Here is a 16,270-nt window from a genome sequence, read left to right on the forward strand (position 1 = left end):
CTCAATCGCGCGCGTCGACCGCGTTCACGTGCCCCGCAGCGGCATAGCGCAGGATCTTTTCGTCGGCGGTCAGCAGCACGCATCCCAGATGGCGCGCGGTAGCGACCATGATGCGATCGCACGGGTCGCCGTGGAGCCCCCCCGCCAACCCGCCCGCACCACGGGCGATCGCGCGCGTCACCGGTACGTCATGCGCTTCGAGATTGCGCAGGCTGCGCTCCAGCCATGCGTCCAGCGTCATCGCAAAGCTCAACCGCTCCTGTCTCGCCAGCATCGCGAGTTCCCACGCCACCATCGTCGATACGCGCCGGTCGTCGTCGGCTTCGATGATCGCGCGCGCGCGGGCGCCCAGCTTCGGATCGTCGTCGACGGCCCAGATCAGCACATGCGTATCGAGCAGGATCATGACGCTTCATCGGCAGTGCGCACCGGAAAGCCGCGCTCGTCCCACTTGGCGTTCCACTTCACCTCCCAGTCGGGATCGACCGGCCCGACGATGTCGCCGTGAACCGTCACCGTTCCCTTCATGCTCCCGAACAGCTTCGGGCGCTGTGTCACCGCCTCGCGCGCGCTCAGCGTCAGCGACGGCTTGCCGCGCCGCGTAATGGTCAGCGGCTCGCCGCTACGCTCCATTTCCTCGAGCAAGGCGATGCATTTCGTCTTGAACTCGCTGATGCCGACCATCTTGCCCATGCGCGCCTCCAATCGACCAACTCATATAGTCATTTCGCCCCGTGACGTACAGCGAGCTTCAGGTCACCACGCATTACTCGTTCCTGCGCGGCGCCTCGTCGTGCGAGGAATTGTTCGCCACCGCCGCGCTGATGGGGATGCCCGCGCTCGGCATCGTCGATCACAACTCGGTCGCCGGGCTGGTCCGCGCCCTCTACGCCACCGATCAGCTTCGCAAGGAAAGCGGCGTCACCATCCGCGCCGTTCCGGGCTGCCGGCTCGACCTGGTCGACGGCACCTCGCTCCTGGTCTGGCCCGAGGATCGCGCCGCCTGGTCGCGGCTCACCACGTTGCTCAGCCGCGGCAAGGCGCGCGCGGATGCGCAACGCGGCGAAAAGGGCCGCTGCTTCCTCCATTGGGAGGATATCGCCGCCCACGCCGCCGGGCTCGTCGCGGCGCTGGTACCGGGGGCGCAGGTCGACCGCGACGCGTGCCGCTGGATGGCCGACGTGTTCGGCGCCGACGGCCATGTCTGCCTGACGCATTACCGCCGCCCGGGCGAGGCGCTGCGCCTCCACGACCTCGCCGCCGCCGCGCGCGCGCACGGGCTGACCCCGCTCGCCACCGGCGACGTGCTGTACCACGCCCCCGACAAGCGCATGCTCCACGACGTCGTCACCGCGATCCGCGAGAAATGCACGATCGACGAACTGGGGCTGCGCCGCACCCGCAGCGCCGACCGCCACCTGAAACCCCCCGAGGAAATGGCGCGGCTGTTCGAGAACCACCCCGATGCGCTGGCGGCCTCGGCGGCGATCGTCGAGCGCTGCACCTTTTCCCTGCGCGAACTCGACTATCAATATCCCGAGGAACGCGTGATGACCGGGCGCACGCCGCAGGACGCGCTGGCGAAGCTGGCGCGCGACGCGCTGTCGCGTCATTTCGACGGCGTACCGCCCGCCGACTACGCCAAGATGCTGGAGCACGAACTCTCGCTGGTCGAGAAGATGAACTATGCCGCCTATTTCCTGACCGTCTATTCGATCGTCAGCTTCGCGCGCGGGCAGCATATCCTGTGCCAGGGCCGCGGCAGCGCCGCCAATTCGATCATCTGCTTCGTGCTCGGCATCACCTCGATCGACCCGATCAAGCACCAGTTGCTGTTCGAGCGCTTCATCTCCGAGGAGCGCGCCGAGCCGCCCGACATCGACATCGATTTCGAGCACGAGCGTCGCGAGGAAGTGATCCAGTGGATCTACGAAACCTACGGCCACGACCATGCCGCGCTGACCGCGGTGGTCAGCCGCTTCCGCACGCGCGGCGCGATCCGCGAAGTCGGCAAGGTGCTGGGGCTGCCGGAGGACATGACCGGTGCGCTCGCCAGCCAGGTGTGGGGCTGGTCGAACGAAGGCGTGCCGACCGCGCATGTCGAGGCGCTGAACCTCGACGCAAGCGAGCCGCGGCTCGCACTCGCGCTCGACCTTGCCAGGCAGCTGATCGGCGCGCCGCGGCATCTGTCGCAGCACCCCGGCGGCTTCGTGCTGACGCGCGCGCCGCTGTACGAACTGGTGCCGATCGAACCCGCCGCGATGGAGAACCGCCGCGTCATCGAATGGGAAAAGGACGATATCGAGCTGCTCGGCTTCATGAAGGTCGACATTCTCGGGCTCGGGATGCTCGGCTGCATGCGCCGCGCGTTCGACCTGCTGCTCGAACACAAGAACCTCGACCTGACACTCGCCAGCCCGGCGTTGCAGGACGACGATCCGGCCACCTTCGCGATGATCCAAAAGGCCGATACGCTCGGCGTCTTCCAGATCGAGAGCCGCGCGCAGATGAGCATGTTGCCGCGCATGAAGCCGAAGGAATTCTACGACATCGCGATCCAGGTCGCGATCGTCCGCCCGGGACCGATCCAGGGCAACATGGTCCACCCCTATCTGAAGCGGCGCGAGCAGAAGGCGCCGATCGAATATCCCAGCCCCGCGCTGGAGGCGGTGCTGAGGAAGACGCTCGGCGTGCCGCTGTTCCAGGAACAGGCGATGCAGGTCGCGATCCTGGGCGCGGGCTTCACGCCGGGCGAGGCCGACCAGCTGCGCCGCGCGATGGCCACCTTCAAGCTGACCGGCGGGGTCGGGCATTTTCGCGAGCGCCTGATCGCGGGGATGCGCCGCAACGGCATCACCGATGCGTTCGCCGAACGGCTGGTCGCACAGATCGAGGGCTTCGGCAGCTACGGCTTCCCCGAAAGCCACGCCGCCAGCTTCGCGAAGATCGCCTACGCCTCGTCATGGATGAAATGCCACCATCCCGACGTATTCTGCGCCGCATTGCTCAACGCGCAGCCGATGGGCTTCTACGCCCCCGCACAGATCGTCCGCGACGCGCGCGAACACGGCGTCGAGATCCGCGCGGTGTGCGTGCTGGACAGCGAATGGGATACGACGCTGGTGGAGCCCGCTAGCCCTCCCCCATCCGGGGGGAGGGTTGGGTGGAGGGCCGCCACAAGCGCCACCGTCCGTGGCGCCCCCCCACCCGCCGGGGAGCGGGCCAAAAAGCGCCACGCGCTCCGCCTCGGCCTGCGCGTGGTCGCCGGCCTGTCCGGCGCGGACGCCGGCCGCATCCTCACCGCCCGCGCGCATGCGCCGTTCCGGTCGGTCGAGGATCTCTGGCGCCGCTCGGGCGTCCCGCTCGCCACGCTCGAGAAGCTGGCGCGCGCCGATGCCTTCCACGCGCTCGGGCTCGACCGGCGGCAGGCGCTATGGGCGATCCGCGGGCTCGGCGAGGCACCGCTGCCGCTGCTCGCCGGGCTGGAACGCCGCGAGGAACCCGTCACGCTCACCCGCCTGACGGAGGGGCGCGAGGTCGTGGAGGATTACCGCGCCACGCAATTGTCGTTGCGCGCGCATCCGCTGCACTTCCTCCGCCCGCAACTCGACGACCGCCGCATGACGCGCTGCGCCGATCTCAAGCGCCACGACGGCCGGACGATCGAGGTCGCCGGCATCATCCTCGTCCGGCAGCGCCCCGGCTCGGCGAAGGGCGTGCTGTTCATCACGGTCGAGGACGAGACCGGCGTCGCCAACGGCATCCTGTGGCCCGACCGGTTCGAGGCGCAGCGCCGCACGGTGATGTCGTCGGCGATGGTCAGCCTGAAAGGGCACGTCCAAGTCGAGGGCGAGGTGGTCCACGTCATCGTCGAGCGCGTGACCGATCTCACCGCGATGCTGCGCGCGGTCGGCGATGTCGATCTGCCGCGCCTGGTCGCGCGCGGCGACGGTGCGACGCATCCCGGTGCGCCCGACCGCGGGGATCCGGGCTGGAAGGTCCGCCCGCGCTCCGACTATCATTTCCGCGACCGGCGTGACGACGATCTTCCGGTGCAAAGCCACGACTTCCACTGACTCAGATCAGCGATTTGTAAAGTTCCGGCACTGACGACCTGGCCAATATGCGTCATCACCGGCCTGATGACCGAAGACGTCTATCAACTGGTGTATATCAGCCGCGCCACCCGCCCGCTCGACAATGCCGAGCTGGATCAGCTGGCGCGCACCGCCGCCGCTTCCAACGCGCGCCGCGACGTCACCGGGCTCCTGCTCCACGACGGTGCCCGCTTCATCCAGGCGCTCGAAGGCGCCCGCGCCACGCTCGACCACCTGATGATGCGGATCGCGCGCGATCCTCGCCACGATTCGATCGCCTATGTCGAACGCCGCGACGTGATCGCGCGGCAGTTCGGCGGCTGGGCCATGGACGTGCGCCGCGTCCGCGACACCGGCGGCGCGCGCGCCTTCCTGACCGACGTCAAGCAGCTGCTGGCGCATGTCGACGACCACCGGGTGATCGCCGCGTTCCTCGGCTTCGCGATGCTCGGCCGCCCCGAGCTGCGCACGCGCGACGGAGCGCCCCCCGCCGACGGATAAGCCGCGATCTGACGCGGCGGAGCGCGGGCTAGCCGACCGTCTGCTCGATCGTGCCGAAGATCGGACGGTGGCGGTCGTCCTCCATCCAGATCCGCACCGTGTCGCCGCGCGACAGGTACGGCGTCGTGGCGGCACCGTCGCGGATCGTCTCCACCATGCGCAGCTCCGCCAGGCACGAATAGCCGACCCCGCCGTCCGCGACCGGCCGCCCGGCCCCGCCATCGGCATCGCGGTTCGACACCGTCCCCGATCCGACGATCGTACCCGCCGACAGCACGCGCGTCCTGGCGGCGTGCGCGATCAGCGTGCCGAAGTCGAAGGTCATGTCCACGCCCGCATCGGCGCGGCCGAACGCGCGGCCGTTCACCTCCACCATCAACCGGCGATGCAGCTTGCCGTCCTGCCACCAGTCGCCCAGCGCCTCCGGCGTCACGAACACCGGCGAGAAGGCCGAAGCGGGCTTCGACTGGACGAACCCGAATCCCTTGGCGAGTTCGGCCGGGATCAGGTTGCGCAGCGACACGTCGTTGGTCAGCCCGACCAGCCGCACCGCGGCCAGCGCCTCGTCGCGCGACGCGCCCATGGCCACGTCGCCGGTGACCACCACCACCTCGCCCTCCAGGTCGCAGCCCCAGCTCTCGTCGGCCAGCGGGATCGCGTCGCGCGCGCCCAGGAACCCGTCCGATCCGCCCTGGTACATTAGCGGATCGTGCCAGAAGCTCTCCGGCAGCTCCGCGCCGCGCGCCTGCCGGACCAGCGCGACATGGTTCACATACGCCGAGCCGTCGAGCCATTGATAGGCTCGCGGCAACGGCGCGGCCGCGTCATGTTCGTGGAAGCGTTCGCGCGGGATCGCCTCGTTGCGCAGGTCGATCGCCAGCAGCTCCAGCGCCGGCGCGATCCGCGCCCAGTCGTCGAGCGCGCCTTGCAACGTCGCGCAGATATGCCCGGCATCGGCATACCAGGCCAGATCGTCCGACACGACGACCAGCCGGCCGTCGCGCCCCTGCCCCGAACCGGGCTGCCCCGAACCGGGCTGCTTCAGACTGGCGAGTTTCATGCGCTACCTCTCCTTTATCGGCAGCGATTGTAGCCACGCCGCTACAGCGTCCGCAACAACAGCCGCGCGCGCCCGATCACCTCGATCTCGTCCGCACCGACCCGCTCGACCGGCCACAGCGGATTGTCGCTGCGGATCTCCACCGCGCTTCCGTGCGGGATCAGCCGCTTCACCGCGATCATCTCGGCGCGCCGCAGCACGTAGATCCCCCCGCGCGCCACCAGCCGCCGCGCGTTGCGATCGACCAGCACGCGGTCGCCGTCGCGCAGCGTCGGCGCCATCGAATCGCCCGCCACCCCGATCAGCGACGCCGCGTCCGGCGCGACCCCGGCGGCGCGCAGCGCGGTGCGCGGCACGATCGCGCGCCCGATCACGCGCTCCTCCGGCACCCGTCCCGCGCCGGCCGCGGCGGTCACCGCCAGCAATGGCACCGTCACCTCCTGGGTGGGCGGCGGTGGCGCGCCGAGCAGCGCCTCGTCGAGATCGAGGAAGTCCGCCAGCATCCGCCGCTCGCGCTCGGGCAGGACGCGCGGCGACCCGCGGTTCACGAATTGCCCGAGATACGCCTGATTGCGCCCCAGCATCCGCGACAGCGCCGATAGCGCGACCCCGCGGCGGCGCGCGGCCTCGGCCAGGGCAAGCTGCGGGGTCATCACCATCGCGCGACCCTAGGCTGAGGATTTTTCCTCGACAAGAAGAACAAACCAGAACATATAAGGAACATCGGAGTCGGAGGGACGATTCATGAGCCTGATGAGCGAAATCGACAGCTATCTGCACCGCACGGGGGTTGCGGAAACCACTTTCGGACGGCGCGCGGTCAACGATCCGCGGCTCGTCCGTGATCTGCGCCGCGGGCGCGTGCCCGGGCCGGACCTGCGCGCGCGGATCGAGGCGATCCTCACGGCGCGCCGCCCGTGAGCGCGCTGCAGTTCGAACGCGCGCTCGCCCGCTCGGCGGCGCGCGCCGGCGCCGCGCTGGCGATCGCGAGCCACCGCGCGACCGCGTGGCACAGCGCGACCTTCTCGGGCGACCGCCACGAGCTGACGCTCCACGCCACGCCCGGCGCCGCACTCGATGCATGGTCCGACGCGCTGCCGGCGCTCGATCTCGGCCTGCCCGGCCACCTGCTCGCCGACCTGCGCATCACCGCGCGCGAACGCCACGGCGACCGCACGACGCTGCACATCGAAGGGCTGACGGTCGCCTGTTGAGAGAAATTACAGCGCCGGGATCCGCCGCAGCGTCTGCTCCAGGATCATCGGATCCACGAACCCCGCCACCGACACCTTCGCACAGCGCCCGAACGCGCCGGGATCGAAGGCACTGAGCGGCAGGTCCAGGTCGCGCGGCAACGCGCGCACCGGCGGGGGTCCCGACCAGGCGCACGGCGTCGCCGCTGGCGTGCGCTTGCGGCGCCACAGCGGCAGCCGCGCCGCGGCCTCGCGCAGCGTGTCGAGGACATGAGCGCCATGCAGGGCGCTCGGGCGGGCCAGGGTGTCGTCGATCATGCCGCCCCTGTTACGCGGCAGAGGTAACGCATTGGTAAACGCGGCGGTATCCATAATCCGCTGCACAAAAGGCCGCGCCCGGCATCCCCGGCGCGGCCCCTCACCGTCAATCGGCGTCGGCCAATTCCTCGGTCAGCGCATCGATGATCGCCTTGTTGAATGCCGGAATGTCGTCGGGCTTGCGGCTGGTGATCAGATTGTCGTCGATCACGACTTCCTCGTCCTCCACCTCGGCCCCGGCATTCTCCAGGTCGGTGCGGATCGACTTGAAGCCGGTCACGCGCCGCCCGTCGATCACGTCCGCCTCGGCGAGCAGCCACGGCGCGTGGCAGATCGCGGCGACGATCTTGTCCTCGTCCATGAACTGCTGGACGATCTCGACCGCCCGGTCCTCGACGCGCAGCTTGTCGGGGTTTGCCACCCCGCCCGGCAGCACCAGCGCGTCGTAATCGTCGACCTCGACCTCGTCGAGCGTCAGGTCGGGGGTGGCGGTTTCGGCCTGGTTGATGTCCGCCTTCATTCCCTGGATCGGATCGCGCTTGATCGACGCGAGCGTGACGGTCGCGCCCGCGGCTTCCAGCGCCTTGCGCGGCTCGAACAATTCCACCGTTTCGAATCCGTCGGCGGCGATCATCAGCACGCGCGCCTGCGACAAATCGGCCATGTCAGTCTCCTGCTGGAAAGGGAGTTTCCGCAGCGCCCAACCCGCCGCGCAACCCCGGCGTTCCGGAACGATGCGATGGCCCGCGCATTTGCGAGGTGAACGGCATCTCACCGGTGGAAGGGCGGCAGTGACGCAGAATATCGTTTTCTGTGAAGACGACGCACCCGGAATCACGCGCAAGCGCACGCGCCACGACGCCTGGGCCTATTATGACGTGGACGGCAAAAGGATCACCGATCGCGACGAGATCGACCGGCTGAACGCGATCGGCCTGCCGCCCGCTTACACGAACGCCTGGTTCTGCCCCGATCCCGACGGCCACATCCAGGCGGTCGGCTGGGACGAAAAGGGCCGCAAGCAATATCGCTATCACCTAGGCTTCCGCGCGCAGCAGGAGGCGGCCAAGTACGACCTCTGCGCCCCGTTCGGCCGTGCCCTGACGAAGCTGCGCGCGCGGGTCGAGGCCGACCTCGAACGCCGCCGCCATACCAAGGAACGCACCGTTGCGGCGGTCGTCAAGCTGCTCGACGTCGCCGCGCTGCGCATCGGTAACGAAACCTACGCAAAGACGAACAAGAGCTTCGGCCTGACTACGCTGCGCGACCGCCACGCGCAGATCAGCGGCAGCGTGCTGCGGCTGGAATACAAGGCGAAGTCGGGCAAGATCCGCAAGCTGAAGATCACCGACGGTAGCCTCGCGCGCTTCGTCAAGAAATGCCAGGACCTGCCCGGCCAGAAGCTGTTCCAATACGTCGGCGACGACGGCGCGCCGCACGCCGTCACCTCATCGGACGTCAACGCCTATATCCGCGAGGCGATGGGCGCGGGCTTCACCGCCAAGCATTTCCGCACCTGGGGCGCCAGCGTCGTCGCGTTCGAGACGCTGGTCGAGGCCGAGGCGCCGATCGGGCTGAAGACGATGCTGGAACCGGTCGTCGCCCATCTCGGCAACACGCCGGCGATCGCGCGCAAGTCCTACGTCCACCCCGCGCTGATCGAGCTCGGCAAGGACAAGGCGGCGCAGGCGGCGTTCCGCCAGTCGCTGCGCCTGCCGCGATCGACGCAATATCTGACGCGCACCGAGCGCGGGCTGATCGCCTTCCTCGAAACCTGCGGTGCGTGCGAACTGAAAGCCGCCTGACATGAGCAACACCCATGCCGCCGCCGCCCGGAAGGCGGCGGCGTTCGACACCGAGCGCGTCGGCGCGCAGGCCAGCGCGCTGCTGCGCTCCAGCATCGTCTGGCTGCAACAAAATTGGTTGCAGATCCTGATCGCCGTCGGGGTCGGCATCGTGGTCGCCATGGTGCTGTTCTGGGTGCGCAGCTTCGGGCCGAAGCTCGTCGATCGCAGCGCCTCGGGCAAGGGCTGGGCCGCGGTGCTCGGCCGCGCGGTGGAGCGGACCAATGCCTTCTTCATCGTCATGCTCTCGGCCAAACTGGTCGACGGCTATGCCGCCACCCCCGCCGACGTCGACAAGACGATCACCTTCCTCTTCACCGTCGCCGCGGTGTTCCAGGCGGCGATCTGGGCGCGCGAGCTGATCCTCGGCGCGATCGAGCACCGCACCCGCGACGAACATTATTCGGGTGAGGCGCTGATGAGCGCGATGGGGCTGATCCGGCTCCTCGTCAGCTTCGCCGTCTTCGCGATCGCGCTGGTCGTCGTGCTCGACAATCTCGGGGTCAACGTCACCGGGCTCGTCGCCGGCCTGGGCGTCGGCGGCATCGCGATCGGCTTGGCCGCACAGGGCATCTTCGCCGATCTGTTCGCGGCGCTGGCGATCATCTTCGACCGCCCGTTCCGGCGCGGCGACAAGATCGCCTACGACAATACCAGCGGCGTGATCGAGGCGATCGGGCTGAAGTCGACGCGCATCCGCGCCTTCACCGGCGAGTTGCGGATCATCTCCAACCGCAACCTGCTCGACAAGGAGATCCAGAACACGTCGTGGCGCGACCACATCCGCGTCTCCTACACGATCGGCGTCGCCTATGAGACGCCGCCCGACACGCTGGCGCGCGTCCCCGACATCCTGACCGAACTGGTCGAGGCCGAGGGCGCCAAGGTCGCGCGCGCCGGGTTCGAGTCGTTCGGCGCCTCCAGCCTCGACTTCGCGCTTCAGGTCGATACGCCCGGCGATGACTGGGCGACCGCCCACGCCACCCGCAACCGCCTGCTCGTCGCGATCGTCCGCCGCTTCGCGCAGGAAGGGATCACCATCCCCTATCCCACCCAGACGACATACACCGCCGCCCCCGACGGCACGCTGGTGATGCCGTATGCGGCTGTCGGGCGGACGCAAAAGCCCGGCTGATCCGCAAATACCCCGTCATTCCCGCGAAGGCGGCAATCCAGAACCTCTGACGTCAGGCCGCTATCGACAGCCCTGCGCGTCTGGATTCCCACATTCGCGGGGATGACGAAGAGGATAGGTCAGCCGTTGCGCGGAATAGCCCCGCTCGCCCCCCGCAAACGCGAAATTGCTGGCGCTGCTGTACGCCGCATTGCAACATTGCCATCATGAAGAGACCCTCGTTCACCGTTCAGGTCTTCGCCGGCATGGCGATCGGCGTCGCGCTCGGCTTCGTGGCGCGGCAGGCACCCGACGGCATCCTGGCCGAGGCGTTGCGACTGACCGGTGAGAGCTTCGTCAAGCTGCTCAAGGCGCTCGTCGTCCCGCTCGTCTTCACCGCGCTGGTCGCCTCGGTCGCCGCGCTGCGCGATCTCGGCAATGCCGCGCGTCTCGTCGGACAGACGCTTCTGTGGTTCGCGATCACCGCGCTGATCGCGGTCGCGATCGGCCTGACGCTCGGCACCGTCCTGCAACCGGGCGTGCGCACCGGGGTCGATGCGGCGAGCGCCGTTGCACCGGGCACCACCGACTCGTGGCTCGACTTCCTGCGCGGGCTGATCCCGGGCAATGTCCTCGGGCTGGAGGCATCGACCAGGCTGAAGGACGGCGCGGCGACCACCGGCATCTCGTTCAACGTGTTGCAACTGATCGTCGTGGCGATCGCGGTCGGCGCGGCGGCGGTGAAGGTCGGTGCGGCGGGCGAGGCGTTCCTGTCGGTCAACGCCGCGCTGCTCGCGATCTTCCGCCAGCTGCTGCGCTGGGTCGTGCGGCTGACCCCGCTCGGCACCGCCGGGCTGATCGGCACCGCCATCGTCCGCTACGGCTGGTCGTCGCTCGCCGCGCTCGGCAGCTTCGCGGGCGCGGTCTACATCGGGCTCGCGCTCGTGCTGTTCGGGGTCTACCCCGCGCTGCTCGCCGCCAACCGGCTCTCGCCGCGCCGCTTCTTCGCCGCCGCGTGGCCCGCGATCCAGCTCGGCTTCGTCTCGCGCTCGTCGATCGCGACGCTGCCGGTGACCGAGGAGGTCGCGCGCAAGGCCGGCGTACCCGACGATTACGCCGCCTTCGCCGTCCCGTTCGCCGCGACGACCAAGATGGACGGCTGCGCCGCCATCTACCCGGCGGTGTCGGCGCTGTTCGTGGCCCAATATTACAACATCCCGCTCCACGCCCCAGACTATGTCCTGATCGCGCTCGTCTCGGTCATCGGCTCGGCGGCGACCGCGGGGCTGACCGGCGCGCTGGTGATGCTGACGCTCACGCTCACCACGCTGGGGCTGCCGCTGGAGGGGGCCGGGCTGCTGCTGGCGATCGATCCGATCCTCGACATGGGGCGCACCGCGGTGAACGTGGCCGGGCAGATCGTGGTCCCGATGATCGTCGCGCAGCGCGAGAGGCTGCTATTTTCGGATGTGGAGCGGTCCCGAACGCTCCCTGCGTGAACCCTTCCGTGCCCTGCCACGTTCGTGCGGGCAGTGGTAAGGAGTATGATCCAGATGAAAAAGGCCCTGTTGACGGCGCTGGCGATCGCCACCGTCTCCGCCCCGATGGTCGCCGCCCCCGCAGCGGAGGCCCAGCGCCGCGATCGCGACCGCGATTATCAATGGCATGGCGACCGCGACGACTGGGATGCCTCGCGCGACTACCGCCGCGGCAACTATCGCGAGCGTCGCCTGAACCGCGAGGACCAGGTGTATCGCGGGCGTGACGGTCGCGCCTATTGCCGCCGCAACGACGGCACCACCGGCCTCGTCGTCGGCGGCGCAGGCGGCGCGCTGCTCGGCAATCTCGTCGGCGGCGGGCTGCTCGGCACGCTGGCGGGTGGCGGCGCGGGTGCGCTGCTCGGGCGCGAGATCGACCGCGGCAAGGTGCGCTGCCGCTAGGGCAACGCGCCCGCTTGCGGCGTTTTAGAAGATCCGGTCCGGCACAGCACCCCTGTGCCGGGCCGGTTTTCATTGGCAGGGTCCGCAATCCTGCTTGCGGATAGACCGGCGTGCGGCCTACACAGCGATCAAAGGATCACCGGGAGAGGCACGTGACGGTCGAGGAGATGCAGGCGGCCATCGGGCGAACCGCCACCTCCGGCTGGATCATCGTCAGCCAGGCCATGATCGACGCCTTCGCGGACGCGACCGGCGACCGCCAGTTCATCCACATCGATCCCGTCCGCGCCGCCGCCACCCCCTTCGGCACCACGGTCGCGCACGGTTTCCTGACACTCTCGCTTCTGCCGCGCCTCATGGAAGACATGCCCGACGCACCACGGCTGACCGGCGCGACGATGTACGTCAATTACGGCGGCAACCGCGTCCGCTTCCTCGCCCCCGTTCCGTCCGGCGCGCGCATCCGCGCGCACGCCCGCCTGCTCGCCGTCGAGCAGAAGCGCCCGGGCCAGTACCGATCCACCTCGGAAATCACCATCGAGATCGACGGGCAGGCCAAGCCCGCGATGGTCGCCGAATGGATCACCCAGATCTTCGCCTGACTTCCCCACGAAAGGTCCGTCCATGCGCTCCGCCGTCATCGTCTCCACCGCCCGCACCCCGATCGGCCGTGCCTATCGCGGCGCCTTCAACAACCTGCCCTCGCCGACACTCGCCGCACACGCGATCAGGGCCGCGGTGGAGCGCGCCGGAATCGAGGGTGCCGAGGTGGACGACGTCGTGATGGGTGCCGCGCTGCAACAGGGCCACCAGTCGCCCAATATCGCGCGCACCAGCCTGTTGCGCGCCGGCCTTCCGACGACGGTGGCGGGGATGTCGCTCGATCGCCAATGCGCCTCCGGGCTGATGGCGATCGCCACCGCCGCCAAGCAGATCGTCGTCGACGGCATGCAGGTTGCGATCGGCGGCGGGGTGGAGAGCATCAGTCTGGTGCAGACGCCGGAAATGCGCGTCGCGCCGGATCCCGAATTGCTGGCGATGCACAAGAACATCTACATGCCGATGCTCCAGACCGCCGAGATCGTCGCCAAGCGCTACGGCATCTCGCGCGACGCGCAGGACGAATACGGCTTCCGCTCGCAGATGCGCACGGCGGAGGCGCAGGCCGCCGGCCGCTTCGACGACGAGATCGTGGCGGTCACCGCCACCAAGGCGAACGTGCACAAGGAGACCAAGGACGTTTCCTACGAAGAGGTCACGCTGGCGAAGGACGAGGGCAATCGCGCCGACACCACGCTGGAAGGGCTGCGCGCGCTCAAGTCGGTGATGGGGCCGGACCTCAACATCACCGCCGGCAACGCCTCGCAGCTCTCCGACGGCGCCTCGGCGAGCGTGCTGATGGAGGAGAAGCTCGCCGAGCAGCGCGGGCTTACCCCGCTCGGCCGCTATGTCGGCATGGCGGTGGCGGGCACGGAGCCCGACGAGATGGGGATCGGGCCGGTCTTCGCGATCCCCAAGCTGCTGGAGCGCAACGGCCTGTCGATGGACGACATCGGTTTGTGGGAGCTCAACGAGGCGTTCGCGGTGCAGGTTCTCTACTGCCGCGACAAGCTCGGCATCCCGGACGAACTGCTCAACGTCAACGGCGGCGCGATCTCGATCGGTCACCCCTACGGCATGTCGGGCGCCCGCATGGTCGGCCACGCGCTGATCGAGGGCAAGCGCCGCGGGGCGAAACACGTCGTCGTCACGATGTGCGTCGGCGGCGGCATGGGCGCGGCCGGGCTGTTCGAGGTGCTGTGACGTTGAAAGCGTAACGTCGCTACGCTATGTATCGTCTCCGGCGATGACATAGCGCCTTTTCGGGAGCCTCGATCGTGCCAGCGGTCGAGGCTCTTGCCGTTTGGGGCCCGGCTGCCAGACCGGACCCCGCCCGGCCCTAGCTCTTTCGAGAAACTTCGATCACCTCAGCACCAACATGCTGAAAGCGATCAGCAACCCTAGGCGGCGTGGACAATCCGGTGAGTGACATAGTTCACCTTTTCGGTTTCGCGGCGTGATCGCTGCGCCGATGTTTATGTCCATGGGCAAATCGCTCGGCAATCTGCCGCTGGCGGAAGCCCATGCGGCCGGCACGGCAACCAACGCCCTATCCCCTCGTTCTCCCGTCGAAACCGAACAGGAGAAACGACATGGCCGACGCCAACACCGATCCGCGCAAGCTGAAGCAGGACCTTTGGAAGAAGATGGCCGACAGCCCGTTCGTGATGGTCGGCCCGGCGGACGGCCACGCGCATCATGAACCGCTGACCGCGCAACTCGACGAGGATCAGGTCGACACGCTGTTCTTCTTCATCGGGAAGACCAACCGTCTTGCCGATGGCGGCCGCGTCATGGCGCAGTACGTGTCGAAGGGGCACGACTTCTTCGCCTGCCTCGACGGCACGGCGCGGATCGACAATGATCAGGCGCAGATCGACAAGCTCTGGAATAACCAGGTCGAGGCGTGGTTTCCCGAAGGCCGCAACGATCCGAACCTCGCACTGCTGCGCGTCGACATCGACTCCGCGGAGCTGTGGGAAACCGACATCTCGCTTTCGGGTCGCGTGAAGATGCTGTTCGGCGGCACCATCAAGGCCGACGAGACCGGCAGCCACGCCAAGGTGGAGACCACCGCGGAAAACAGCCCCGCCTGACTCGTCAGATAGCTCCTGCATGGGCAGGGGCTCATCCCTGCCTACGCGAGGATGACGGGGGGCCGGTCGCCACAGGCGACCGGCCCCTCGCGTATCAGCCGTTCGCCGCCATCCACTCTTCGACGACCGGCGCGATCCGGTTGCGCCACTTGGACCCGTTGAAGATGCCGTAATGGCCGACGCTCTCGGCCATGTAATAGCGCTTCTTCGCCTCCGGCAGCGCGGTGGCGATCGTCAGCGCCGCCTTCGTTTGTCCCAGCCCCGAGATGTCGTCGCGCTCGCCCTCGATCGCCAGCAGGCCGACGTCGGTGATCGCGCCGCAATCCACGCGCCGCCCGCGATGCATCATCTCGCCCTTGGGCAGGCTGTGCGACTGGAACACGGTGTCGATCGTCTGAAGGTAGAATTCCGCGGTCATGTCGCAGACCGAGCGATATTCGTCATAGAAGCGCTTGGTCGCCTCCGCGCTGTCCTCGTCGCCGGTGACCAGGTGCTTGAACAGCTCGTAATGGCTCATCATGTGATTGCCGAGGTTCATCGTCATGAACCCGGTCAGCTGCAGGAAGCCCGGATAGACCTTCCGCCCCGCGCCGGGATACAGCAGCGGTACGGTGGCGATCACGTTCTGCTCGAACCACGCGAACGGCCGCTCGGTCGCCAGCGTGTTGACCGCGGTCGGCGCCTCGCGCGTGTCGATCGGGCCGCCCATCATGGTCAGCGTGCGCGGTCGGCACGGGTTGCGGTCGGCGCTCATCAGCGCGGTCGCTGCCAGGCACGGCACCGACGGCTGGCATACCGCCAGCATGTGTGCGCCGTGCGGCCCGTCCGCCGGACCGTCGCCGTCCGCGCCGATCGCCTCCAGGAACGCGATCAGATAGTCGATGTAATCGTCCAGGTCGAAGCGCCCCTCGCGGGTCGGCACCAGCTTCGCGTCACGCCAGTCGGTGATATAGACGTCCGCGACCGGCAGCATCCGCTCCACCGTCCCGCGCAGCAACGTCGCATAATGGCCCGACATCGGCGCGGCGATCAACAGCCGCGGACCGCCCTCCACCCCTTCGCGGCGGAAGCGCTTCAGCTGCCCGAACGGCCGCTGGAGCACGATCTCCTCCACGACCCGCACCTCGCGGCCGTCGATCGTCGTCGTCTCCAGCCCGAACGCCGGCTTGCCGCGCGAGGCCGAGGCATGCGCGAACACCTCCAGCGCGGACGCCATCATCGGCCCGCCGCCGAGGTAAGCGAGCGGGTTCGACGGGTTGTTCAACCAATTGGCGCCGACCGTCGCCATCGCGCTGGCCGAAGCGAGCCACGAGCGCTGGAATTCATAGGCGTCGTACAACATTCGGTCTTCCTTCCCCGGCCGCGCTGGCGCGGCGATGTGGCCAACCCGCCGGCGTGGCGTCCTATAGCAACGTCACGGGTCGCAACGCGACTGCAACGATTGCAGCAGCCATCCGGTCCCGGAACGCGAGCCGAGACATGCGTTGAGCGGGGCTGCCCGCGCTGC

Annotated in this window: 18 protein-coding genes; 11 read left to right on the forward strand and 7 right to left on the reverse strand. The window is 68.5% G+C overall.

Features of this window, described 5'->3' with window-relative positions:
* Nucleotide 1: 1 nt before the first annotated feature.
* Both J2Y58_RS08575 and J2Y58_RS08580 read right to left on the reverse strand, forming a co-directional pair.
* Nucleotides 2-406: a type II toxin-antitoxin system VapC family toxin gene (locus J2Y58_RS08575; protein ID WP_310101530.1), complete on the reverse strand. Its 405-nt coding sequence runs from the start codon at nucleotides 404-406 to the stop codon at nucleotides 2-4.
* Nucleotides 403-693 (reverse strand): prevent-host-death protein, encoded by a 291-nt coding sequence (locus tag J2Y58_RS08580; protein WP_310101535.1) that lies wholly within the window; start codon nucleotides 691-693, stop codon nucleotides 403-405. Before J2Y58_RS08580 ends, J2Y58_RS08575 begins: the two co-directional genes overlap by 4 nt.
* A 41-nt stretch (nucleotides 694-734) precedes the next feature.
* Between J2Y58_RS08580 and J2Y58_RS08585 the strand changes: the two genes are divergently transcribed.
* Both J2Y58_RS08585 and J2Y58_RS08590 read left to right on the forward strand, forming a co-directional pair.
* Complete coding sequence (locus tag J2Y58_RS08585; protein ID WP_310101538.1) at nucleotides 735-4,076, forward strand: error-prone DNA polymerase; 3,342 nt, start codon at nucleotides 735-737, stop codon at nucleotides 4,074-4,076.
* 66 nt (nucleotides 4,077-4,142) lie between these two features.
* A complete protein-coding gene (locus J2Y58_RS08590; RefSeq protein WP_310101541.1) occupies nucleotides 4,143-4,598 on the forward strand; it encodes a BLUF domain-containing protein in 456 nt (151 codons plus the stop codon).
* Nucleotides 4,599-4,626: 28 nt separating this feature from the next.
* Here J2Y58_RS08590 and J2Y58_RS08595 read toward each other — a convergent pair whose 3' ends face one another.
* Nucleotides 4,627-5,658 carry a fumarylacetoacetate hydrolase family protein gene (locus J2Y58_RS08595; protein ID WP_310101544.1) on the reverse strand — a complete coding sequence of 344 codons (1,032 nt, stop codon included), beginning with the start codon at nucleotides 5,656-5,658 and terminating at the stop codon, nucleotides 4,627-4,629.
* A gap of 41 nt (nucleotides 5,659-5,699) precedes the next feature.
* Nucleotides 5,700-6,317: a S24 family peptidase gene (locus tag J2Y58_RS08600; RefSeq protein ID WP_310101547.1), complete on the reverse strand. Its 618-nt coding sequence runs from the start codon at nucleotides 6,315-6,317 to the stop codon at nucleotides 5,700-5,702.
* 85 nt (nucleotides 6,318-6,402) lie between these two features.
* Here J2Y58_RS08600 and J2Y58_RS08605 point away from each other — a divergent pair, with 85 nt between their 5' ends.
* Nucleotides 6,403-6,579 (forward strand): hypothetical protein, encoded by a 177-nt coding sequence (locus J2Y58_RS08605; protein ID WP_310101550.1) that lies wholly within the window; start codon nucleotides 6,403-6,405, stop codon nucleotides 6,577-6,579.
* Entirely contained in the window at nucleotides 6,576-6,872 is a 297-nt protein-coding gene (locus tag J2Y58_RS08610; RefSeq protein ID WP_310101553.1) for a hypothetical protein, read from the forward strand. Before J2Y58_RS08605 ends, J2Y58_RS08610 begins: the two co-directional genes overlap by 4 nt.
* Before the next feature lie 6 nt (nucleotides 6,873-6,878).
* On the opposite strand, the gene J2Y58_RS08615 is transcribed toward J2Y58_RS08610, so the two are convergent.
* Nucleotides 6,879-7,169 (reverse strand): hypothetical protein, encoded by a 291-nt coding sequence (locus J2Y58_RS08615; RefSeq protein WP_310101556.1) that lies wholly within the window; start codon nucleotides 7,167-7,169, stop codon nucleotides 6,879-6,881.
* A gap of 106 nt (nucleotides 7,170-7,275) precedes the next feature.
* Complete coding sequence (locus J2Y58_RS08620; RefSeq protein ID WP_310101558.1) at nucleotides 7,276-7,833, reverse strand: type 1 glutamine amidotransferase domain-containing protein; 558 nt, start codon at nucleotides 7,831-7,833, stop codon at nucleotides 7,276-7,278.
* Nucleotides 7,834-7,960: 127 nt separating this feature from the next.
* Between J2Y58_RS08620 and J2Y58_RS08625 the strand changes: the two genes are divergently transcribed.
* The 7 genes from J2Y58_RS08625 (at nucleotide 7,961) to J2Y58_RS08655 (ending at nucleotide 14,763) form a co-directional block, all read left to right on the forward strand.
* Nucleotides 7,961-8,974 carry a DNA topoisomerase IB gene (locus J2Y58_RS08625; protein WP_310101562.1) on the forward strand — a complete coding sequence of 338 codons (1,014 nt, stop codon included), beginning with the start codon at nucleotides 7,961-7,963 and terminating at the stop codon, nucleotides 8,972-8,974.
* A 1-nt stretch (nucleotide 8,975) separates the two neighbouring features.
* On the forward strand, nucleotides 8,976-10,148 hold the full coding sequence (locus J2Y58_RS08630) for a mechanosensitive ion channel family protein (RefSeq protein WP_310101566.1): 1,173 nt from the start codon (nucleotides 8,976-8,978) through the stop codon (nucleotides 10,146-10,148).
* A gap of 206 nt (nucleotides 10,149-10,354) precedes the next feature.
* Complete coding sequence (locus tag J2Y58_RS08635; protein ID WP_310101568.1) at nucleotides 10,355-11,626, forward strand: dicarboxylate/amino acid:cation symporter; 1,272 nt, start codon at nucleotides 10,355-10,357, stop codon at nucleotides 11,624-11,626.
* 54 nt (nucleotides 11,627-11,680) lie between these two features.
* Nucleotides 11,681-12,067, forward strand: a complete 387-nt coding sequence (locus J2Y58_RS08640) for a glycine zipper 2TM domain-containing protein (protein ID WP_310101571.1) — start codon at nucleotides 11,681-11,683, stop codon at nucleotides 12,065-12,067.
* A gap of 167 nt (nucleotides 12,068-12,234) precedes the next feature.
* Nucleotides 12,235-12,669, forward strand: a complete 435-nt coding sequence (locus tag J2Y58_RS08645) for a MaoC family dehydratase (RefSeq protein ID WP_310101982.1) — start codon at nucleotides 12,235-12,237, stop codon at nucleotides 12,667-12,669.
* Nucleotides 12,670-12,691: 22 nt separating this feature from the next.
* Nucleotides 12,692-13,870, forward strand: a complete 1,179-nt coding sequence (locus tag J2Y58_RS08650) for an acetyl-CoA C-acyltransferase (protein WP_310101576.1) — start codon at nucleotides 12,692-12,694, stop codon at nucleotides 13,868-13,870.
* 389 nt (nucleotides 13,871-14,259) lie between these two features.
* Complete coding sequence (locus tag J2Y58_RS08655; RefSeq protein ID WP_310101579.1) at nucleotides 14,260-14,763, forward strand: pyridoxamine 5'-phosphate oxidase family protein; 504 nt, start codon at nucleotides 14,260-14,262, stop codon at nucleotides 14,761-14,763.
* A gap of 94 nt (nucleotides 14,764-14,857) precedes the next feature.
* Here J2Y58_RS08655 and J2Y58_RS08660 read toward each other — a convergent pair whose 3' ends face one another.
* Nucleotides 14,858-16,105, reverse strand: coding sequence for a polyhydroxyalkanoate depolymerase (locus tag J2Y58_RS08660; RefSeq protein WP_310101582.1), 1,248 nt, complete (start codon nucleotides 16,103-16,105; stop codon nucleotides 14,858-14,860).
* Nucleotides 16,106-16,270 lie beyond the last annotated feature (165 nt).

This window comes from Sphingomonas sp. BE138 (genome assembly GCF_031456125.1).
GTDB lineage: Bacteria > Pseudomonadota > Alphaproteobacteria > Sphingomonadales > Sphingomonadaceae > Sphingomonas.